The 20698-nt window shown below is 61.1% G+C and carries 19 protein-coding genes and 1 pseudogene; 15 read left to right on the top strand and 5 right to left on the bottom strand.

Annotation, left to right across the window (positions count from 1 at the left end; all coding sequences use genetic code 11):
• Both U1A24_RS10540 and U1A24_RS10535 read left to right on the top strand, forming a co-directional pair.
• On the top strand, window positions 1-361 hold a 361-nt coding region (locus U1A24_RS10540), incomplete at its 5' end, for a penicillin-binding transpeptidase domain-containing protein (RefSeq protein ID WP_322321939.1).
• Window positions 362-423: 62 nt separating this feature from the next.
• Window positions 424-1290 carry a LysR family transcriptional regulator gene (locus U1A24_RS10535; RefSeq protein ID WP_322321938.1) on the top strand — a complete coding sequence of 289 codons (867 nt, stop codon included), beginning with the start codon at window positions 424-426 and terminating at the stop codon, window positions 1288-1290.
• Window positions 1291-1600: 310 nt separating this feature from the next.
• Here the strand turns inward: U1A24_RS10535 and U1A24_RS10530 are convergent, their stop codons facing one another.
• The 5 genes and pseudogenes from U1A24_RS10530 to U1A24_RS10510 form a co-directional block, all read right to left on the bottom strand.
• Window positions 1601-4192, bottom strand: coding sequence for a hypothetical protein (locus U1A24_RS10530; protein WP_322321937.1), 2592 nt, complete (start codon window positions 4190-4192; stop codon window positions 1601-1603).
• Window positions 4189-5637 carry a hypothetical protein gene (locus U1A24_RS10525; RefSeq protein WP_322321936.1) on the bottom strand — a complete coding sequence of 483 codons (1449 nt, stop codon included), beginning with the start codon at window positions 5635-5637 and terminating at the stop codon, window positions 4189-4191. Before U1A24_RS10525 ends, U1A24_RS10530 begins: the two co-directional genes overlap by 4 nt.
• Complete coding sequence (locus U1A24_RS10520) at window positions 5634-8543, bottom strand: hypothetical protein (RefSeq protein WP_322321935.1); 2910 nt, start codon at window positions 8541-8543, stop codon at window positions 5634-5636. The genes U1A24_RS10525 and U1A24_RS10520 overlap by 4 nt, the downstream gene beginning before the upstream one ends.
• A 661-nt stretch (window positions 8544-9204) precedes the next feature.
• Window positions 9205-9321: pseudogene (locus tag U1A24_RS10515) on the bottom strand (integrase); the annotation flags it as partial.
• Entirely contained in the window at window positions 9322-10242 is a 921-nt protein-coding gene (locus U1A24_RS10510) for a LysR family transcriptional regulator (RefSeq protein ID WP_322321934.1), read from the bottom strand. It lies immediately after the preceding pseudogene.
• 112 nt (window positions 10243-10354) lie between these two features.
• Here U1A24_RS10510 and U1A24_RS10505 point away from each other — a divergent pair, with 112 nt between their 5' ends.
• The 13 genes from U1A24_RS10505 to U1A24_RS10445 all read left to right on the top strand — a co-directional run bounded on the left by U1A24_RS10505 (window position 10355) and on the right by U1A24_RS10445 (window position 20534).
• Entirely contained in the window at window positions 10355-11377 is a 1023-nt protein-coding gene (locus U1A24_RS10505) for a uroporphyrinogen decarboxylase family protein (protein ID WP_322321933.1), read from the top strand.
• A gap of 160 nt (window positions 11378-11537) precedes the next feature.
• Entirely contained in the window at window positions 11538-12497 is a 960-nt protein-coding gene (locus U1A24_RS10500) for a tripartite tricarboxylate transporter substrate binding protein (RefSeq protein WP_322321932.1), read from the top strand.
• A complete protein-coding gene (locus U1A24_RS10495) occupies window positions 12488-12961 on the top strand; it encodes a tripartite tricarboxylate transporter TctB family protein (protein ID WP_322321931.1) in 474 nt (157 codons plus the stop codon). Before U1A24_RS10500 ends, U1A24_RS10495 begins: the two co-directional genes overlap by 10 nt.
• Entirely contained in the window at window positions 12958-14448 is a 1491-nt protein-coding gene (locus U1A24_RS10490) for a tripartite tricarboxylate transporter permease (protein WP_322321930.1), read from the top strand. The genes U1A24_RS10495 and U1A24_RS10490 overlap by 4 nt, the downstream gene beginning before the upstream one ends.
• A 72-nt stretch (window positions 14449-14520) precedes the next feature.
• Window positions 14521-14907: a Rid family detoxifying hydrolase gene (locus U1A24_RS10485; RefSeq protein ID WP_322321929.1), complete on the top strand. Its 387-nt coding sequence runs from the start codon at window positions 14521-14523 to the stop codon at window positions 14905-14907.
• Window positions 14907-16013 carry a PLP-dependent cysteine synthase family protein gene (locus U1A24_RS10480; RefSeq protein WP_322321928.1) on the top strand — a complete coding sequence of 369 codons (1107 nt, stop codon included), beginning with the start codon at window positions 14907-14909 and terminating at the stop codon, window positions 16011-16013. Before U1A24_RS10485 ends, U1A24_RS10480 begins: the two co-directional genes overlap by 1 nt.
• 4 nt (window positions 16014-16017) lie before the next feature.
• Window positions 16018-17064 carry an NAD/NADP octopine/nopaline dehydrogenase family protein gene (locus U1A24_RS10475; protein ID WP_322321927.1) on the top strand — a complete coding sequence of 349 codons (1047 nt, stop codon included), beginning with the start codon at window positions 16018-16020 and terminating at the stop codon, window positions 17062-17064.
• Window positions 17065-17340: 276 nt separating this feature from the next.
• Entirely contained in the window at window positions 17341-17811 is a 471-nt protein-coding gene (locus tag U1A24_RS10470) for a DUF2867 domain-containing protein (RefSeq protein ID WP_322321926.1), read from the top strand.
• 100 nt (window positions 17812-17911) lie between these two features.
• Window positions 17912-18088, top strand: a complete 177-nt coding sequence (locus U1A24_RS10465; protein WP_322321925.1) for a hypothetical protein — start codon at window positions 17912-17914, stop codon at window positions 18086-18088.
• 114 nt (window positions 18089-18202) lie between these two features.
• Window positions 18203-18796, top strand: coding sequence for an OmpW/AlkL family protein (locus U1A24_RS10460; RefSeq protein ID WP_322321924.1), 594 nt, complete (start codon window positions 18203-18205; stop codon window positions 18794-18796).
• A 169-nt stretch (window positions 18797-18965) separates the two neighbouring features.
• On the top strand, window positions 18966-19523 hold the full coding sequence (locus U1A24_RS10455; RefSeq protein WP_322321923.1) for a NifU family protein: 558 nt from the start codon (window positions 18966-18968) through the stop codon (window positions 19521-19523).
• Window positions 19513-20127, top strand: coding sequence for a tRNA (adenosine(37)-N6)-threonylcarbamoyltransferase complex dimerization subunit type 1 TsaB (tsaB, locus tag U1A24_RS10450; protein WP_322321922.1), 615 nt, complete (start codon window positions 19513-19515; stop codon window positions 20125-20127). Before U1A24_RS10455 ends, tsaB begins: the two co-directional genes overlap by 11 nt.
• Window positions 20124-20534, top strand: a complete 411-nt coding sequence (locus U1A24_RS10445; RefSeq protein ID WP_322321921.1) for a GNAT family N-acetyltransferase — start codon at window positions 20124-20126, stop codon at window positions 20532-20534. Before tsaB ends, U1A24_RS10445 begins: the two co-directional genes overlap by 4 nt.
• Window positions 20535-20698: the final 164 nt, after the last annotated feature.

Genomic DNA, 20698 nt, shown 5'->3' with positions numbered 1-20698 from the left:
TTCGTCTTTGCAAATCTCCCCGGTGGAGCAGGTCGCGTTCCTGACGCGGATGATTGAAGGCAAGTTGCCAGTGTCCGTCTCGGCTGTCGAACAGACGAAAATCTTGATGGACAACGGGGAACAGTCACGCGGCTGGCACATCTACGGAAAGACGGGTGCCGGAATGCCATTCGGCGCAGATGGTAAGCTGCTGAAAGGCCAGCCTTTCGGCTGGTATGTCGGCTGGGCGGAGAATAAAGGCCGCAAGATCGTCTTTGCCCGGCTGATCCGCTTTTCAGAACGCCCTGAAGGTGCGCCAGGGCAGATCGCACATGCAGGCGTGATCAAGATTCTGTTTGCGCCAGGTGGCATTCTGAACTGAAGTCCCCTTGACGGGGCATCCCTCGTGGATGCCCCTGCGTTGGGTTAATGAACGGCGGGTTAATGAACATCGAGCAGTTGCGGGACTTCCTGCGTATCGCGGAGTCGCTTAACCTGACGCTGGCTGCGGAGCAGCGGAACACAAGTCAATCGAACCTGAGCAAACGGCTGCGGGCGCTGGAAGATTACCTTGGCCGCATCCTGATCGACCGGCGCAGCCGTCCGATCTCCCTGACTTCGGCGGGAGAGGATTTCGTGCCGAAGGCACGGCAAATCCTTTCTGAGATCGACATGTTCAAGGGTGTATCGGTGCCCTGGAGTCTGAGTGAAGGTGGAATATCCATCGTCATGCCACATAGCGTGCTGATGGCCGTATTTCCACAGTTCAAGGAATGGCTTTCGCGTGAAATTCCTGGCATTTACTTTGCCCCCCGGATTGCCAATCACGATATGGCGGCGCGGATGCTGGCCCGATCTGAAACAGATCTCGCCATTGTCACACGCCATTCACGGGTGCCAATTGATGAAGATTTCGCGGTGTTCCTACCTGCCGACATTGCGACCGACAGGTTGGTTATCGTGGAGCCGCCCGAGGCAAGGGACGCAGTTCTGCCGCTGCATGTCTCGCACCCCCTGACTTACATCGGCCAAATATGGCAAACCTGTCGCCTCGATCTGCCCGTGACCGAGGAGGTGCCTCATGGCATGGCGGCTGATATCCGGGCACATTGCCTCGCAGGGCGGGGGCGCGGCGTTCTGCCTCAGTCGCTGGTCGAGGCGGATGTTGAGGCGGGACGGCTGGCGATGAGGCCGACAACCGGAGGGTTGGATTATACCATTTCCCTGTTCTGCGCTCCGCACGCGTCCCGCCGGGCGAAGCGGGTCTGGTCGCTCGCGGCAGAAAGGATATCCAGAAGAAACGAAGCCTGAATCCTGCGCATGCTGTCCCAAATGAATGTGGCAAGCGGTCTCAATTCGGCATATTAGAACGCTACTCTGTCATCACCCTCAGCTATGATGTCCAATGGCAGTCAAGGCCTCAAAGCAACGCTCTAGCTTGCCGCGTGAAGGCAATTTCTGCCACTGATGAGTCAGCCCCCTCCCGCAAACTCCGAGCGAGTGCCAGCACGCCGGTGATCTATCCCTGCAAAGGCGCGGAACCCGGCCGGCATAGGTGAAGGCAGTCAATGCAGTGACACCGTCACGATCAAACAACACCCATCCCGAAAAGCCCCGCGCTTCATTCGCTGAATAGCGCTTCCGACAGGCCGTAGGCGTCAAGCCAGCCAAGCCAGTAGACATCCGTCGGCCCCATGATGTGGTCGACCACCTGCCACCCTGCAGAGGTGTTTTGCAACAGAACCATGACGACGTCGCTCATCACACCCTTTTCCATTTCCGCAGCGAAGCGGGTCTTGGACCATCTGATGGGGCTGCCGTCAGGGTTTCGCGGTTTGGCTTGTAGATAGGCCCAAGCGCCATCGGTTCTCAGCACCGAGACGACGAAGATCACCTCCATGCCCAGATCGGCCTCGATCGGAATGCGCGCCGCGTCCATCAAGGCCGCCCGCAGGTCGGTATTGCGCGCGGGGGTGGTGATCTTTGCGGGTTGCGGATTTGGCACCAAAGGCGGCGCAAGCTTAGCCGCGGCCAGAGGGCCAAAGGTTTGCGCCATATGGGTCACGACCGCATCAAAGGCGGATTTTTGCGCGGCAGGATAGTGGATTTCAAACGCGTGGATGATGCCGTCGGGGGCCAGAATCACCTTGCGGTAAAAGATGGTGTCCCCGGTAAGACCCGACAGCACATACCAGTTTTTGCCCGATTTTTCATAGCTGACGCCTTGATAGGCTTGCTGAGTTTTGTCCTGTTGCATCATTTCGTCTTGCGGCAGGCCAAAGGCATCGTGCTGACCGAAAACCAGGAAATATGACTGACCATCGGCCGATGAAAACCGCCGACCGTCCCCGTTTTCCGGCGATTGCTCGGTGTTGAAATACGCGCTGGGGTAAGAGATCGTGGTCCCGAAACGGGCGTTCTGGTATAGCGCATAGCCACCGCCCTGATCGGTAAAACTGTCGGGTTCAATCTCGGCGGCCGGGGGCGGCGGCGGGGCTGCTGGCGGCTTTGGCGCAGGGGCCGTCGCGCGCTTGGGGTCAACTGTCGTTGGGTCGGGGGAATATGTGGGCGTCTCGGCAACGCCACTCCCCGCCAAACCACCCGTTGCAGGGTTTCCGACCCCGGCATTTTCCAGACTGCACGCCTCGATGTCTGCGGGCCAGTTGAACACCAGATTGTTCTTGATCTGTGTCAGGGCATTGCCGCCGGTGAACCGGCTGATACCGCCGAACATCATGGCCACCGGGATTTGCCCGGCCAGGCAACTGCGGGCGAAGTGAACCATATGCCACCCACCCACCGGCGCACCGTTGTCCAGAAACTCTGGCTGCGTGGTGGGCCAGCCATAGGCCGACCACTCCATCGAAAATCCCGCCTCAAAACTGCCAAGGCGGCCTGCCGGAACAAGTGCTGCAAAGCCGTCGGGTGCCAATACCGCAGCACCTTTGGCGATGGTCAGATAGCCACGGCCATCTTCGGCCAGATAGGTCAGACTGTCTGGCGTTGTCATGGTGACAAATCCTTCAGCCGGCAGATAGCCGATCAATCCGTCCAGTGCGGCAAGCGGCCCGGAGTCTGCTGTGGCTGCGTCTGCTGTGTGTGGGGGTGCGGCTTCGGCACCGCCGATGCCCTGGCTTTGCCAAGTATCTGGCGCCGCAACATGATCCAGATGGGTGGTAAGACCGCTGTTCACGCGGGGTTCGGCCAAGCTGGCCCCCGCTGGCATGCCAACAGGCAAGGCGCTGGCTGGGCAAGGGGCGGCATCTGGGCCAAGGCGCAGCTCCACCCGGTCCAAAAGGCCGGTAACCTGCGGGTCCGTGTAAAATGACGGCAGGCCGGTCAGTTCAACCGAGGCCACGTCGCCATTGGCCAGACAGGTTTCAAAGATGTAAAGCCGCGTCGTCTCGTCGCTGTCCGCAGCATCATGGTATTTCTTCGACCGCTTGGACCATTCGTAGACCACTGCGTTCTGGCCAAGAAAGCTGACGGGCTGGCCGAGGGTTCCGTCTGGCATATACCAATCACTGCGCATTCCGGGGTCATAGGCGGCGGTGTGGCGCATCAACTTGAACGCGCCTTGAACGGCGCGGTTTTCAAAGATCAGCACTTCGTTGTCCATGTAGCTGCCGGTTTCCCAACCCTCTGGGACCGGTGCTGCAAAAGCCCCGGCTAGGGCAGGTTCCAGGGGCAACACCCCCGGTGCGGGCAGATCGAGGGTGGACAGGATCTGGTCCAACACGGCGCGGTGGGGGGGCAATGGCTGCCCATAGACGGTTTGCAGGATGATCAGATGATCCTCGCCCAGCACGGGATCGACCGAGATCAGGAATCCGCCTTCGACGGTAATCCCCCCATCGGGCGTTTCAGTGGACTTCAGCACCTCAAAGCGCAGGCCGCCCGCAAACACGGCTTCGCCCAGCGAAACGGTGGTCTCGGGGTTGAACACCTGCGTCGGATTGCGTGCCAGCATCAGCCCAAAGGCCGGGCCGGTTTTGGTCTCCATGTCGCCGCCAAACAGCGTCACCCCGTCGTCTGACCGAGCCACCTCTTGCCAGTTGGGGGGCGTGGCAAAGGCATAGCCCCGAAAATTGCCCTCCACCCAGTCTTGGGGCGGCGCTGAAAAGGCGATCTGCCGCGCCTCTTCGGCCCATAGCGGGTTGATGACAGCACCAATTCCAAGGATCAGCAGAACGGCATTCAGAAAGCGGCTCATGGCTTGGTTCCTTCGGGTTTTGCGGTGGATTTGGCTGCACGTTCAGCCATGGCCGACAAGATGGATTGCGCGGGGTCTTCGGCTCCGCCGACCGCACAGCCCTTCCACAAGGCAGGATCAGACGGTAGCGGATAGCGCATGCAGCCATAGCCCGACACGATGCAAGGATCGCCGGGGGTTTGGCAGCTGTAGCGTTCGTCGTAGGTGCCGACGGTGTCGGGATGATAGTATTGCTGAGTGCCGGACGAGCCGTAATTGCCCGCTTTGCACAGGCAGTTGTAAAATTCGTCGGACGGCGCCACGCCCAAGGTATTCAGCGTGATCAACAGCTTGTCGTGCGGCAAGGCCAGTATTTCACCCAGTATCCCCTCTTGCGGTGTGCGGGCAGCCGGTGCGGTTTCACTTGACGCCAGCAGGCCCTGCTTTTCGATGCCGTCGCATTTTCCCTGCGCAATCGGGCGGGCATATTTGCCAAGCGCTGCATATTGCACCTGTGCTTTTGCGGCGCGCAGCTCTTCGGCGAGAACCGCCGATTCATAGCTTTCCAGCATGGCAAACAGCGCCTTTTCACGCTTTTTCAAAAGCGCGAGCGTTCCCGCGGTGAAGACCAATTCGGCATTGGCCTTCTTTTCCGCGTTGGCCTGCCCGCTGGACGTGCTGTCAGCATCGCGAAACGCCATGTCGCGCTCGGATTCCAGCAGGCTCATCTGGGTTCTGTGATTGTCTTCAACCTCTTGCTCGCGCGCCTCCATCTGGGTGGCAAGGGCGGCAAGTTTGGTGGCAGAGTCATTGGCATAGCCCAGCAGCGTCACCTGGTTGGCCTTGATCTTGGCCTCATCCCATGCCGCGGCCTGACTGGCCTCAAAAATCTCTTGCGTCCAGATCGCCTCGCGCGCAGCGATCGAGCCAATGTTGTGATCATTGATGATGGGCAGGGTTTCGTGAACCTTCAAGAAGCCGTCGACAATGCTCATCCCCGGCACCTTTTGGGCGATAAAACCGGTCGCGCCATCGCCCAGCCCATCTGCGATATAGATCTTGCGCAGCGACTTCTTGAAAAGCTCGGCGGGATTATCAATGGCGTTCAGGGTTTCCAGCCAACTTGTCTCAGCGCGATGCGCATCCAAGAAAAGCGCCATATCGACAGCGGCAGCGCAGCCACTGGCCGATGCCTTTGAACGGCTCAGAGCGGCTGACAGCGTGGCCTCGGAGTAGGACGCCAGATCAAGACTTTCGGGCAATGCGTAACCCGCGCTGCGGAAGGTTTCCAACTGAACGGTCAAGGCGACCATGGTTTTCGCCGATGGGGCGGCACCAAGGCTGGGCGTTTGGCCCGATACCTGCGGCGCGGGCGCGTCGCCCAAACCCCAAAGGTCCGGGCCGGTTTGCGCCAGCGCGGGCAAAGGCAGCAGCAAGGCCGCGATAAGCAGGGGGTGCAGGGTCATGGCAATGCCTCGGTGACTTCAGCGTTCAAAAGATCAAGAAAAGCGTCTGCGTCGAAATCTGCGGTGTCTTGCAGCGTCATGCGCTGCCGCGCCGTCATGCCGGCAGGGGTGACCCAGCCCGCAGTGATGCTGCTAAGTGCCATACGCGTTGGCCCATAGCGGATTGCCGAGGCCGAATGCACAGTCAGGTAGAGTGCCGCGCCTTTGGCCAGCCCGTTAAAGGTGGCACCGCGATGGGACACCACGCCGGGCAAGGTCAGGGTCGCGGTGGACGGGGCCAGATCAAGCCACAGCCTGCCATCCCAAGCCGCCATGTCTTGCGCCGTCAGCCTGCGGGTCCATGTGTACCAATAGCGCTGCGTCAGGGTCAGAACCCAGTCATCGGGGCGCATCCCCTGCTGATTTCGCAACAGGCTTAGATGCAGCACGCTGCTGTCGCCCCACATGTCGGCTTGCTTGTGGTTGGACAACAGCGCCTCAAAGCCATCGGTCTGGCCGGGATCAAAGGTCAGGGCCAAACGGTAGGGCGTGGACGCCAGCCGGTCATCCAGCCGTGCAACCGGCTTGGCCGACAGTATCCCTGCGCGGGGGCGTTCATATTTTCCGGGTTTTTCAACGATCAAACCGCCCTGTGCATCGAAATGCGCGGTTTCGGCAAAATTCATGCCTGACAGGTCGTAGGGTTCCCAGACGCCGGGAGCAGCGGGGAAAATCTGTGCGACCGGCAACGGCTCCACCCCGATTTGCGGTTCTGGCGGTGCGGCTGGCGCGCCGGGGGTGCGGATCAGGCTGATCCTGCGCAAGGCCAGTGTAACCGGCTGACCGGCCGCATCGCCCTTGGCCGTCACCAAAAGCCGCAAGCCCTGACCATCAACCAACAGCGGCCACGGCAGCAAGTCATCGGGAAACCCCGCTGCCAACACCCGAATGCCCGCCGGGGTCAGGTCCAGTTCAACAACCTTTGGCATGGCAGCAGGCGTGACCTCAACCAGACCAACCTCGGCGTCGATCATATGGCTGGCCCGCAGCGTGCCCTCTTTGGTCTGACGCCAATGCAGCAGATAGCGCGGCTTGCCCGCCTCGGCATCCGGTGCAGCCAAGCCGCCTGACAAGGCAATCTGAAACCCGGTTGTTTGCGCCGGATCGATCTCGACCCGCAAGCGAACCTGAGCCCCATCGGTAAACCGATCCAGCCACACCAAGGCTTCGGGCGCGAATAGGCCGATTTCGCCGGTGTGCTGATCCTTGGGCAAGGACAAAACCAACGCCCCAACGTCAAACCGTGCCATGTCGGCAAAGGTCAGCCGTGTTGAGTTGTAAGGCTCCAGATGCGGCGCCATCGAAGCACCGTCAAACAGCACCACCTGTTGCGGCACATCGCCCAACACTGCCGCCGGATCGCCGCCCCCCACAAAAGGCACCGTGTCAAAGCGCAGAAGGTTCAGAACCAACCCGGTCGCCACGCCTTGGGTCGCCGAGGCCGAGATTTGCACATGAAAGGCGTCGGATTTTGGCACCTCGGCCCGGCGGCCCTCCAACAACACGCGCCCCTGATCGCCCGCCACCAAGATCACCCCATCCGGCCGGACCTGCATTTCCAGGGCGGCCAGATCGGCGGCGGGTGGCAGCGGGATGCGAGCCTGCACCTTTTGCTGAACCGCCAAGGTCAACTCAAACATGCCGACCTGCCGCTCTTCCAACGCCAGCCAGATTTCGTGAACGCCCCAGTCATGCGCCCCCAGATCATGTGGGGCCACCAGCGCGAACACCACGTTTGACGATCGAGCCGGGTCCAACCCGATCCGGATGCGCAGGCTTTCCGCAGCCCCCGGCCGGGGCAAGTGCACAAAGGCGCTGGCCGAACGCAACCCGGTGGTGCGGGTGTTGCGGCCCTCGGGCACGGCAACCACCAAAGCCCCAGCATCGTAGCGCGCCCAAGCGTCGAAATTGCCGCCCTGAACGGCGTAGGGCAGCCATTCCGGGCCCTCCGTCCCGATGAAATCAACGGGCGACGTGGCGGGAACCGCTATTGCGTTGGCCGCCTTCAGGTCATGCAAAGCAACGCTGAACCCCGCAGCGCCATCAGGGGCCAAGGCGATCAGAACGCCATGGGCAAGGTCTATAAGGCCCACGGGTTTGCGACCCGCCGCCAGAAAGGCGCGCACATAGGCCATGCCCGCAAGGCCGCTCTGTCCCGTGGCAGGGTCTTGCGCCAGACGGATCGCCACAAGCGGAACCGCCTGCCCCGGACAAAACGCCGCCGCCTCGACCGCAACACCCAAGGCCGAAAGCGCGGCTGTGGCAGGCTGGCTGGCCGCGTCAACTGTGGCACAATCACCGCCGAAATGCAGCGAAGCCGCAGCAAGGGCTTTGGCAAAATCAAGCGCTGGCTGCTCGGTGGCCGATGTAGCCTTGGCTGTGGTGGGGGCTGCCAACGGCACGCCGACAAAGCGCAGATCCCGCAACAATGGCGTCAAAGTGGTTTCCAGCTCTGCCAGATCCTGGCTTTCGCTTTCCAACAGGAAGATCAGTCGCTCTCCGTCAGCATTCAGCCACTCGAACACCGAACTGACCGTCGCACGCGTCCCTGCCATTTCACGGCGTAGCAAGGCCTGACCCATCGGGAAATCGACAGTTTCACTGGGAGGCGCCCCGTCATAGCCGGTCAGCGGCTCGTCCGGGAACCACCAGTAGATCATCAGGGATTCGCCATGCGGGCCGACCAGATCAACCTCGGCATCGCCGCGCTGATCGGTGATTTCCCAATCCTCCGGCAAGGTAACCAGTGCCTCGCCCAACGGGTAAGGCTCTGGTCCGGCTGCGAAACCTGGCAACGGCAGCATCAGCATCACCGCGATGCCCATGCCTGCCAGCTGGCGCAACAAGAGGATTGATAGCTGTTTCATGCCGCTGTCCCCGCTGTTCAGGAGGTATCTACCCAGTCGGGTTTGTCCGCTGCCGCGCCGCGACAAGGCAATTGGCGCGGCCACTGCAAAGTATGGTCTGATCGGTCGGGTGTTGCGATGACATGGATCATGGCCATGATGCTTCCAATGTGGCAAAATCCGCTGCACGAAACCGAAGGGCGATCAAAGTGGTGGGGATGAATCCCAAGCGCTGCCTGATCTTGCAAAGCCAGACCTTGCGGTGCCCCGATACAGGCCCTCCTCTTTTTTAACTTCCCAAGCGACAGCCACCGTCGCCCGTGCGACTGCGCGTTTGCCCTGCCGTTTCACCAGGCAAATGGCCCAACCCCATTTCAGATCCCGCCTGCGAGGGCTGGACCAAACACAAGACCAGCCCACTCGCATACCGCGATTTAGTGGCTTTTGACGGTGCAGCCGCCAAGCAGCCCCTGCAACACAGGCCCACATACGAGTGCCGATCATTTGCCAACCGTCCCGGATCAAGATGACGTGCGACACGAATGTCGGCACCGCCGCGCTGGGGGCTTTCTGCAGACAGGACGTCCGTTTTGGGTCGCCCGGCGCAGTTCGCGCAGAACCGCAAATCTTCGAGATCGATGCTCTCTGAAAGAGTCAGCGCATCGTCGAGGTCTACCCCAAGCTATCTGACCGTTCTGTCGATCTTGGTATGGCCCAAGCGCAACTGCATCGCCCGCAGATTTCCGGTCTTCTTATAGATTTGGGCCACGTTGGTCCGCCGCCGCATTGAACGCCTCCCCTACAGGAGCCTGCCGCGCATGCGGTGTTGGGTCAGCAATTCTCCGATATGGGCGCGAAACAGGTCTTTGACGGCCCGAGCCGAAAGCGAAAGCTCGGAAAACTCGTGCCAGACAAAGGAAAGCGTGCGCTCGATCACCGGGTTCACGATGCGCGTGGCACTGAGCAGGCCGGCTTCAATCTCGACGGCGAAGGCCGAATAGGGCACCACCGTAAAGGCCGGACCATTCATCACAATGCTGCGGAAAACCGAAAGGGAATCCTGCTCGATCGCTATGTTGATGCGGCTGCCGGTGCGAAGGGCGGTGTTTTCCAACTCGATCCGCAGCTGATTGCGCCGTCCTCCCATCACGAGGGGGAAATTTTTCAGATCAGCAAAATCGATCTCGCTGCCAATGGAATCTGGCCAATGGCGCCCGACAAGATGCAAATCCTGGGCTAGGACCGGTTCAGATGTTGCGCCGACAAGGGTGGAAACATTGGGAAGTAGCCCGAAATCAACCTGCCGCGAGGTGACGAGCGTATCGCTTTCCATCCGCAGAAGGTCAAGAATCGTCAGGCGAATCTGCGGATGCTGTTGAGCGGTTCGCCAATAGAGTTGCCCCGCCAGCATGGCCGCGGCCGAGGCTGCCAGCACAACGCGGACCTCGCCTGTCAGGCTGGTGGCGGCATTGATGGTTTCGTCGCGCACCTGATCGACGTGACGGAACAGCGAAAGCGCGCCGTCATAAAGCCGCTGCCCGGCCTCTGTCAGCAGCACCCCTTTGCGGGATCGTTCAAACAGCTGCACGCCAAGCTCTTGTTCTAAAGTGCGAATATGGGCCGAGAAGGCGGGCTGGGCCAGATTCACCACCCGCGCCGCTGCCGAGATAGAGCCATTTTGGGTGGCGGCGATGAAGTATTTCAGCTGATCAAAGCGCATGGGTTTTCTATCGTAATTTGCGATAGTATGTATCGTGAAGTAATATTTTTCAGATAACAAGCCCGCCGATACAACGAAGTCACAGCCCTGTTACACGAGCGAAAGACTTCGGATGCCTTATAGCGACGCGATCAAAACCGTCTTTGTCGATCGGCTTGGAAAGGGCCCTCTGTTTTCGGTCTGGAGCCACTTTCCCGAGGTGGATATGGAGGCCGAACGACTGGCCGAAGCGAGTGTCGCCTTTCAGCGCGATTTCGATCTGGATTTTCTGAAGACCGCCCCCAATGGCATGTATGCGGTCGAGGATATGGGCGTGCAGGTTGATTTCTCGGAGGTCGCCAGAGGCGGCGTTGCCCGCATCGTCGACACCCCGTTTGAACGCCCTGAAGACTGGGCGCGGCTGCCCCTGGTTGACCCCGAGACTGGGGCGCTGGGGCGCGAGTTGCACGCCTTGCGGCTGATGCGGGCGGCCTTGCCGAAGGTGCCGATCATCTTCACCATCTTCAGCCCGATGACGATTGCATCGAAGCTGAGCCGGGGTTTGGTGCATCGCCAGATTGCCGAAAAGCAGGGACTCGCCGGGCTGCACGAGGCGCTGGAACGGATCGCGGCGAATGTGCGTCTCTATGCCAAGGCGGCGATTGCGGCCGGGGCGGATGGGGTGTTCTTTGCGCATCAGGACAGCGGCCGGAATGTGCTGGGCTATGACGATTTTTGCGAATTTGTAGCGCCCTACGATCTGGAGGCGCTGGTCGGCGCGCAGCAGGGCAAGTTCAACATCCTGCACGCCCACGGTGCGCAGATCCGCTTTCGCGACATCCGCGACTATCCGGTGCATGCGCTGAACTGGCACAATTGGGAGACCCGCCCCAGTGCCGCGGCCGCGATGATCAGCAGCGACAAATGCATCGTCGGTGGGATCGACCGCCGCGCCATGACCGGCAACGACGTAGAGCTGGTCAAGGCGCAGATCATGCAGACTTTGCAGGAAGTGCAGGGGCTTGGCGGCGATCTGATCATCGCGCCGAGCTGTTCGATCCGCGCCGGTTTTTCCCGCGACACCCTGCATGCGGTGCGCGATTTTGTCCGCGCTCTGCCAGAGTTCGCGCCAGATGCCGCCGAGGCGGCGGCTTGAATGGGCAGGGGGATTTCAGGGCAGGTTTTTGCGGGTCGGTGCTGCATGGCACGCCGTGACCCCCCTCACAATGTCCGATACCGTGACAGCAAAGATCACGGAAGGCAGCCTCGGCTGTCTGGCCAAGAGATGATGACGCAAACAACAGAACGAGGATGACATGAAGCTTCCGAAATTTTTGCTGGGTGCTGCGATGGCAGCACTTCTGGGCCAGCCAGCACTGGCCGAATATCCCGATAAACCCATCGAGCTGATCGTGGCCTTTGCGCCCGGCGGTGGCACTGATGTGGCGGCGCGCTCTGTCGCGCTGTTCATGGAGAAACACCTGGGCGATGGCGCCTCGATCGCCGTGATCAACAAGCCGGGCGCTGGGGGTGAGTTGGGCTGGACGGCGCTGTCGCAGGGCAAGCCGGATGGCTATACCATCGGCATGATCAACCCGCCCTCCTTTGTGGCGCTGACCGTCGAAGGCAAGGCCAAGTATAAGCTGCAAGACTTTCAGATGATTGGCAATATCGTGCTGGATCCCGGTATTCTCGTTGTGGGCAAGGACAGCCCCTACAAGACGCTGGACGATCTGATGGCGGCCTCCAAGGCTGCACCGGGGGCGATTGTTGTCGGCACTTCGGGTGCGGCGGGGTCGTCCGAGCATATCGGCATTCTCAACCTGAACCGCTCGGCCGGGTCAAGCTTTACACCAGCGTTCTTTGGCTCGACCGCGCCGGTGCGTCAGGCGCTTTTGGGCGGGCATATTCCGGCGGCGACGATGAACCTTTCAGAGGCGCTGCCTTTGATCCGCAGCGGCGATATCCGGCTGTTGGGCGTGATGTCGCTGGAGCGTTCGACCTATCTGCCCGACGCGCCGACCTTCAAAGAGCAAGGCTATGATCTGGTCGTGACCGCCTCGCGCGGGTTGGCGGCTCCGGCTGGCACCCCGCCCGAGATGGTGGAAAAACTGCAAACCGCGCTGAAGGCGGCGATGGCAGATCCTGAATACCTCAAGACCGCAGAGGCTGCCGAGATTCCGCTGGCCTATCTGGATGCCACCGACTACCGCGCCCTGCTTGAGCGCATGGAAAGCGAATTGGCCGAGACGTGGAAGGTGACGCCGTGGCGGTAAACTCCTCTCTCACGCACAAGCAGGGAGAGATCGGCTTCGCGGCGGTGCTTTTGATCGCCGCGGGCCTCGCTTTCCTCAAGGCTGGCGACTATCCCGGCGCAAGCGGCGTTTATCCAAGGGTAATGGCCCTCGGTCTGGGCATCGGCGCGGTTCTGGTGCTGCTGCGCAGTTGGCTGCAAACCAGACCCGGCGACGATGCCGCCTTCTTCGGCCACCTCGGACGCTTTCTGCTCGGTTTTGCGATGCTGGGACTTTATATTCTGGCAATCGACGCAATCGGCTATGTGATCCCCAGCTTGATCCTTGGCATCGCCCTCCCGGTGGCGCTGCGCTTTGCTGACCTGCGCATGACGGTTCTGGCCAGTCTTGGCACTTTGATCTTCATCCTTGTGGTCTTTGTCGTGATCCTGAAGCGGCCGCTGCCCGCAGATATTCTGGATCCTTTGCTGGGGGTGCTGCGATGATCGATGCTTTGCTGGGCGCCTTGCCGCATGCTTTCGCGCCTTCGAGCCTGCTTGCGGTGCTGATCGGCACGATTGCGGGGCTTTTGGTTGGGGCGTTGCCGGGGCTGACCGTTACGACTGGCCTTGCGGTGCTGATCCCGCTGACCTTTGGCATGGACCCGCTGTTTGCACTGGGCATGATGGCGGGAATGTACAACGGCGGAAGCTATGGGGGGGCCATTCCGGCGATCCTGTTGCGCGTGCCGGGCACGCCGGCTTCGGTTGCCACGCTGATGGATGGTTACGAGATGACCAAGCAGGGCAAGGCCGCTTATGCCTTGCAGGTCGCGGTGGTGTCGGGCGTGATCGGCTCTGTGTTGTCGGCGCTGGCGCTGATCGGTCTTGCGCCGCTGCTTGTCAAACTGAGCCTAATGTTCGGCCCAGCGGAATATTTCTGGGTCGCGGTGCTCGGGCTGGCCACGGTGGCTTCGCTGCTGGGCGATGATCTGCTCAAGGGGGTGATGGCGGCTTTTATCGGCCTGCTGATCGGCACCATGGGCACTGATCTGGCGACGGGCACCGAGCGCTATACTTTCGGGCGGCTGGAATTTGCCGAAGGCATGGATATCGTCGTGCTGCTGACGGCGCTTTTCGCGATCCCTCCGGTGATCCAGATGATCGAGACCGCAGGGCACAAGGGCATGTCGAAAGAGCTGCTCAATCTGCGCAAGCAAGGCTCTGTGCTGAAGGATTGGCGGCGCTTTTTGCCGATCTGGATGCGATCGTCGGTCATCGGCATCATCATCGGCATCCTTCCGGGCGCGGGTGGCTCGATGAGCTGCTATCTGGCCTATAACGACGCCAAGCAACGCTCGAAAGATCCCGACAGCTTCGGCAAGGGCAATCCGGATGGCGTTGCGGCTTCGGAATGCGGCAATGGTGCGGATAACGCAGCCTCGCTCATTCCGGCGCTCTCGCTAGGCATCCCCGGATCAGGCGTGGCGGCGGTGATCCTGGGCGGTCTGCTGGTGCATGGCCTGCGCCCCGGTCCGCAGTTGTTCAGCGAGCACCCCGACATCGTCTATGGGTTCATGCTGCAGATGCTGATCTCGGCGGTCCTGCTGTACTTTGTCGGTGGTCTTGCCGCGACGCGAATATTTGGTCAAGTGCTGCGCTTGCCGCATGTGGTGCTTGCGCCGCTGATCCTGATGTTCGTGGCAATCGGCGTCTATGCGGTCAACAACTCGACCTTCGATCTGTACATGTTGCTTGGCATCGGTCTGATCGCCTATGTGATGGAGCGTCTGGACTATCCCAGCCCGCCGGTCATTCTGGGCGTGATACTGGGGCCGATTGCCGAGGGGCAGCTGTCGCTGGCGCTGACCATCTCGGGGGGGCATCCGCTGGCGCTGATCGCCTCGCCGATGTCGATGATCGTGGTGACGCTGACGCTGCTGATTCTGGCTTTGCCGATCTGGGGCAGGTGGAAGAAGCGCGCCATCGCCTGATCCGGCCCATCTGTGCGGCCTTTGCAGGAGCCTTCGGGCTCCTGCAGTTTCACCTGACTGAAAGAACATGCCATGACACCGATTTCCACCACTGCCGCCCCCGCAGCCATTGGCCCCTATTCGCAGGCGATCGCGACAGGCGGGCTGCTGTTTATCTCAGGGCAATTGCCGATTGATCCCGCGACTGGCGAATTTCCCTCGCAAGATCCCGTGGAACAGATGCGCCAGTGCCTGCGCAACATCGCGGCCATTGCCGAAGCGGCGGGCAGTTCGCTGGCCGAGGTGGTGAAGACGACGATCTATGTCACCGACCTGTCGCGCTTTACCGAGATCAATGCGGCCTATGCTGAGGCTTTCGTGGCACCGTTTCCGGCGCGGGCGACCATCGAAGTCTCGGCCCTGCCGAAAGGTGCAGCGGTTGAGGTTGAGGCGATCTTGGCTTTGAAGGGGGCAGTCTGATGCGCTTTGACGACTGCCTGCAGCAAAAGCTGCCGCTGGGCGATCATCCAGCCCGCGACTGGCGACACCGGGCGATTGATCTGTTGATGGGCGACGCCCGCCGCTCGGCCGATACGCATCTGATCAAGCCGATGTTCAAGGGGCTGTCGGGCATCTCGCTGTACCTGAAGGACGAAAGCACCCATCCTACCGGCAGTTTGAAACACCGTTTGGCGCGCTCGCTTTTCCTGTATGGCATCTGCAATGGCTGGATCGGGTCGCAAACCACGCTGATCGAGGCCTCCTCCGGTTCTACCGCCGTCTCTGAGGCTTACTTTGCCCAGCTCCTCGGGTTAAAGTTCATCGCGGTGATGCCGCGCTCGACCAGCCCGCAGAAGGTGCAGGCGATTGCGCAGTTCGGCGGCTCTTGCCATTTTGTCGATCACTCAGGTGCGATTTATGCTGTGGCCGAGCAGTTGGCAGCCGAAACCGGCGGGCATTATCTGGACCAGTTCACCTTTGCCGAACGTGCAACCGACTGGCGCGGTAACAACAACATCGCGCAGAGCATTTTTGACCAGATGCAGGCCGAAGCCGAACCCGTGCCCGACTGGGTGGTGATGAGTGCAGGCACCGGCGGCACCTCTGCCACCATCGGTCGTTATATTCGCTATCGCAATCTGGCGACGCGGCTTTGCGTTGTCGATGTCGAGGGCTCGGCTTTCTATGACGCTTGGGCGACCGGACGGCGCGACATCACCGCCGAGGGCAGCCGGATAGAGGGTATCGGGCGGCCAAGGGTGGAGCCTTCCTTTGTGCCCGAGGTGATCGACCATATGATCCGAGTGCCTGATGCCGCCTCAATCGCAGCCGCCAGGGTGCTGTCGGATCGGTTGTTCCGTCGGGTCGGTGGCTCTACCGGCACGAACTTCTTCGGCATGCTGATGATCACGGCCCAGATGGCGCGCGAGGGGCAGCGGGGGGCTTTGGTGACCCTGATCTGCGACAGCGGCGAGCGCTATGCCGACAGCTATTACAATGATGCCTGGCTGGCCGAGCGCAAGATCGACATCGCGCCTTGGCGTGCACGGATCGAGGCTTTTCTGGATAGCGAACAGGATCTGTGACGCGATGGCAAAGCGGGTCTTGATCCTTGGGGCCGGGGGCGTGGCGCGGGGTATGGCGGCGTTGTTGACCAAGGCGGGGCATGTGCCGATGCTGTGGTCGCCTTCGGGGCGGAGCACACAAGCGCTGCGAAGCCTGCCTTTGCAGGTGTCGGGGGCGCTTGATGGTGCGCTGCGCATCGCCATAGCGCAGGATCTGCAGACGGCACTGCATTGGGCCGAGGTGGTGGTGCTGGCGATGCCCGCCAATGGCCACCGCGCCACCCTTGATGCGGCTTTGCCGCATCTGCGCGCAGATCATGGCATCATCATCTCGGCGCAGCTGTCGCTGGGCGGACTTTATCTGCATCAGGCGCTGGCTGCGCGCGGGGTGGCGGCTTTGGTGATGGCCTGGGGCACGACAGTGGTGCTGGGGCGGTGTCTGGGCGAGGATGGGGTTCAGATCGGCGGTCTGCGGGCGCGCGTTGAAGTGGCGGCCCTGCCGGATACGCGAAGTGACGAAGCCCTGGCGCTCTGTCATGCGCTTTTTGGCGACCGGTTTGCGAAAGCCGAGTCGATTGTGGCGATTGCCTTGGGCAACCTCAATCCGCCAGTTCATATGGCCAATGCGCTGTGCAACCTGACGCGCATCGAACGCGGTGAGGTTTGGGCGAATTACGATGGCATCACCCCCACAGTGGCGCGGCTGATCGAGGGGCTGGACGGCGAGAGACTGGCGCTTGCGACCGCCTATGGGGTGAGGGTCCGCAGTGTCGAGCGCCATTTCCGCGATACTTTCGCGCTGCCCGAGCATCTGAGCCTTGCCGAGATGGCCGCCCAGATCCACGCCCGGCGCGGCGGACCGCCCGGTCCGACCGATCTTTCGACGCGGTTCATCACCGAGGATCTGCCCTTTGGCATCGTCGAGATCATCACCTTGGCGCAACATATCCAGCACCCGACGCCGCTGCATGAGGCGGGTCTGACACTGTTTCAGTGTCTCTGCGGAAGGGATTTCCGGGCTGAAAACACACTTCTACCGGCATTAGATTTCGCAGCCATATCTGGGTGTTGACTGGAACTGGACAAGAGTTCTGGGTGAGATTCCAGAGGTCCGAACTTGTGTTTTCCGAATGATCTAAACAGCTTTTTGCGCATGTTACGCAGTTTGCTTGCGCAACGAGATCACTGCGTGTTGACCGTATCCGAAAGGGCATCCGAGCAGATCACGGCGCCGGTGGTGCCGATTTATTGCTATCAGTAGCGGCAGGCGGCTTAGAGGTGAGGCCATCTGTCTCAGCTTGCGCATCCTGCAATACGGCTAAGGTGCTTGCAAAGCGAGGTTTCCACCATGCAGCTTCCCAACCACGCGCAACTGATCGCCCCACGGGCCGAGTTGGCCTATCTGGACAGCCAGAGCGTTGAGCTGCCCGCGCCGATCACGGCGTTGCAGGCTTGGCGGTTGGTGATGGCGAAGCCTTTGCCGGGGTTGGGGCTGGCGTTCAAGTTGCGGGATGCGATTTCGGCGCGGTTTGGGGTGGCGCGGATTGGTGGGTTTTCCGGGGCTGTGGTGGAAGCGCCGCAGGTGGGGGACCATCTGGATTTCTTTTTGATCGAGCATATCGACGATCAGACCCTGTCGCTGACCGCGCGGGATCGGCATCTGGATGTGATGACCTGCATCACGGTGGAGGGCGCGCGGTTGGCGATTACGGCCTCGGTGGTCACGCATAATTGGTTTGGGCGGCTGTATATGCTGCCGGTGGCCCCGGCGCATCGGCTGATCGTTTGGGCGATGTTGCGCCGGTTGCGGCGGGGGTAAGCGCTCTGCGCTGGCTGCATTTCGCAGTTGCAGCATTGCACACTTTGCTATTGCAGCAATTTGCCCTATATTCTTTGCGGGAGGACAAAAGGAGCACGCTATGAGCCGCAATCCGTCTGTCACCGCCTACCCTGCCAAACTGGCTATCCAACCCATCGCCGCGATCCGCGCCGCGCAAGAGGCGGATGCCTATTTCAAAGCCAGTCCGCTGTCGCGCCCCACTGCCACGCCCAGCCTCAATGCGCTGGAATTGATGTACGCCTACTACAGCGACTGAGCCTACACGCGACACCCTGTCGCAGCGCCGTGCGCGCCGGACTTGATTCATGTCAACGTCCGGGCGGCCCAAGGGGCAGAGGATGATCCCGCAACCAATTTGCGGAATGAAATCATGAAAATAACTCTGCTCGCCCTTCTTGCCACTGCGGCCCTTGCCGCCCCTGCTGCCGCGCAATCGGCGGGTGATATGACGCTTGGCCTTGGCCTTGGGATCGTCTCGCCGAAAAGCGACAACGGCACCCTGGCTGGCGCTGATGCCACGGTGAACGACAGCACCCGGCCCACGATCACTTTCGAATATTTCCTGCGCGACAATCTGGGGCTTGAGGTTCTGGGCGCGCTGCCCTTCAAACACTCGGTCTATCTGAACGGCGGTTATGCGGGTGAGACCAAGCAACTGCCGCCGACGATCTCGCTGAATTATCACTTCGCGAACGCCAGCAAGTTCACGCCTTTCGTCGGGCTTGGGGTGAACTACACCAAGTTTTTCGAGACCAGCTCGCCGCTTGGGGATCTGAAGATCGACGACAGCTTTGGCGTCGCCGTGCATCTGGGGGCGGATTATGCGCTGAGCGACAAGGCGGCGCTGCGGTTAGACCTGCGCTATGCGAAGATCGAAAGCGATGTCAGCCTGAACGGCGCCGACATTGGCAAGGTTGAGATTGATCCGCTGGTGACCGGCATCTCTTACATCATCAAGTTCTGACGGCTGACTGACCGCGCTGCCGCTTTCAGGGGGACAGTGGTAGCCAGACTAGGGCGCGGGGGAAACTCTGCGCCCTTTTTCTGGTATTCAGAGTGATTTAGAACGGTTCCAAACTTGACTTCTGGGTGCCAAGGGCGCATATCCGAGTGGAATAGTCGGAGAAAAGACCATGTTCATCCAGACCGAATCCACCCCGAACCCGGCGACGCTGAAGTTTCTGCCGGGGCAAGCCGTGTTGGAAATGGGCACTGCCGATTTCCCGAGCCTTGAATCGGCTGTGAAGTCGCCACTGGCGAAGCGGATTTTTGCCACCGGGCAAGTGACAGGTGTGTTCTTTGGCACCGATTTCGTCACCGTGACCAAGGCGGAAGCTGCCGATTGGCAGCATATCAAGCCGGCGATTTTGGGCGCGATCATGGAGCATTTCCAATCCGGCGCTGCTGTGATGGAAGGCGAATCTCAGGCCGCCCATGCCGCGCATGAGGGTGAGGATTCAGATATCGTCAACCAGATCAAAGAGTTGCTGGATACCCGCGTACGCCCTGCCGTGGCGCAGGATGGTGGCGACATCACCTTCCACGGCTTTGATCGCGGCGTGGTCTATCTGCATATGAAGGGCGCTTGCGCGGGCTGCCCGTCTTCGACCCTGACTTTGAAGATGGGGATTGAGAACCTGCTGCGGCATTACATCCCGGAAGTGCTTGAGGTGCGTCCGGTTGCGGCCTGATATCATTTTGGCATTCGACACATCGGCGGCGCATTGCGCCGCCGCTTTGCTATGCGGTGATCAGCTTTGGTTGAAGACCGAGGCGATGGAGAAGGGGCAGGCCGAACGGCTGATGCCTTTGATCTCGGACCTGCTGGCTGAGGCCGGGGTGGTTTTGGCCGATGTCACCGCGATTGGCGTGGGCACCGGGCCGGGAAACTTTACCGGCGTGCGGATCTCGGTTGCGGCGGCGCGGGGGTTGGCCTTGGGGCTTGGGGTTCCGGCGATTGGGGTGACTCGGTTGGAAGCTTTGGCTTTCGGGCTGCCGCGTCCGGTGACGGTGGTTGAGGACGCGCGGCGCGGCGAGGTCTATGTGCAGCGGTTTGATATAGTCGGGCCGGGGGAAGCGCGGATTGTTGCGGCTGAGGCTTTGGGCGCGATTGAGGGCGCTGTCGCGGGGCGCGATGACTTACACAGCCTGCCGATTGCCGAGGCGATTGCGCGGATTGCTTCGACGCGGGTGGGGTCGGTGCAGCCGCGCCCTGCCCCGTTCTATCTGCGTGGGGCGGATGCCGCACCGCCGAGCGATCCGCCGCCAGTTATTCTTGATCTGGCAGCATCGTGACCTTTGACGACATGGCGGCGGTGCATGCGGCGTGTTTCACCACACCGCGGCCGTGGTCGGCGGCAGAGATTGCCAGCACTCTGGACAGCGCTTTCGCGTTTGTGCTGACCGAGCCGAGCGGGTTTCTGATTGGCCGGGTGGTGGCGGGGGAAGCCGAATTGATCACGCTCGCCGTCGATCCCAGCGCACGCAAGCGCGGCACGGGCGGGCGGTTGGTGGATGGGTTTCTGGCCGAGGCCAAGCTGCGTGGGGCCGAATCAGTTTTCCTTGAAGTCGCGGCCAATAACCTGCCCGCGCAGAGCCTTTACGCCCGCAAAGGCTTTGAGCCGAAAGGCAAACGTCGCGGGTATTACCAATCTCCGACAGGCGAACGGATAGACGCCTTGGTGCTGGCGCGGGCGATTTAGCGCGCTGGTGCCGCCAAATTACTGACCAAATGGTATATTTTTCACCGTCGCAGCGCGGCAGTGCAGTTCGGTCACGCAAGCGTGCCACAGATTCCTGTTGACCCTCCCGCAAAGCGCTGTCCTAAATCCAGCACGACCCGCTCTGGCGCTGGCGCTTGCCGCCG

This window comes from Cypionkella sp. (assembly GCF_034376685.1).
In the GTDB taxonomy this organism is placed as follows: domain Bacteria; phylum Pseudomonadota; class Alphaproteobacteria; order Rhodobacterales; family Rhodobacteraceae; genus Cypionkella.
The sequence above is the reverse complement of the archived record's forward strand: the minus strand, read 5'-3'. Positions and strand labels throughout refer to the sequence as shown.

Bases quoted from the DNA above. Each gene is read 5' to 3' on its own strand.
- U1A24_RS10535 (WP_322321938.1), top strand. From the start codon at position 424: ATGAACATCGAGCAGTTGCGGGACTTCCTGCGTATCGCGGAGTCGCTT.
- U1A24_RS10530 (WP_322321937.1), bottom strand. From the start codon at position 4,192: ATGAGCCGCTTTCTGAATGCCGTTCTGCTGATCCTTGGAATTGGTGCT.
- U1A24_RS10525 (WP_322321936.1), bottom strand. From the start codon at position 5,637: ATGACCCTGCACCCCCTGCTTATCGCGGCCTTGCTGCTGCCTTTGCCC.
- U1A24_RS10520 (WP_322321935.1), bottom strand. From the start codon at position 8,543: ATGAAACAGCTATCAATCCTCTTGTTGCGCCAGCTGGCAGGCATGGGC.
- U1A24_RS10510 (WP_322321934.1), bottom strand. From the start codon at position 10,242: ATGCGCTTTGATCAGCTGAAATACTTCATCGCCGCCACCCAAAATGGC.
- U1A24_RS10505 (WP_322321933.1), top strand. From the start codon at position 10,355: ATGCCTTATAGCGACGCGATCAAAACCGTCTTTGTCGATCGGCTTGGA.
- U1A24_RS10500 (WP_322321932.1), top strand. From the start codon at position 11,538: ATGAAGCTTCCGAAATTTTTGCTGGGTGCTGCGATGGCAGCACTTCTG.
- U1A24_RS10490 (WP_322321930.1), top strand. From the start codon at position 12,958: ATGATCGATGCTTTGCTGGGCGCCTTGCCGCATGCTTTCGCGCCTTCG.
- U1A24_RS10485 (WP_322321929.1), top strand. From the start codon at position 14,521: ATGACACCGATTTCCACCACTGCCGCCCCCGCAGCCATTGGCCCCTAT.
- U1A24_RS10480 (WP_322321928.1), top strand. From the start codon at position 14,907: ATGCGCTTTGACGACTGCCTGCAGCAAAAGCTGCCGCTGGGCGATCAT.
- U1A24_RS10475 (WP_322321927.1), top strand. From the start codon at position 16,018: ATGGCAAAGCGGGTCTTGATCCTTGGGGCCGGGGGCGTGGCGCGGGGT.
- U1A24_RS10470 (WP_322321926.1), top strand. From the start codon at position 17,341: ATGCAGCTTCCCAACCACGCGCAACTGATCGCCCCACGGGCCGAGTTG.
- U1A24_RS10465 (WP_322321925.1), top strand. From the start codon at position 17,912: ATGAGCCGCAATCCGTCTGTCACCGCCTACCCTGCCAAACTGGCTATC.
- U1A24_RS10460 (WP_322321924.1), top strand. From the start codon at position 18,203: ATGAAAATAACTCTGCTCGCCCTTCTTGCCACTGCGGCCCTTGCCGCC.
- U1A24_RS10455 (WP_322321923.1), top strand. From the start codon at position 18,966: ATGTTCATCCAGACCGAATCCACCCCGAACCCGGCGACGCTGAAGTTT.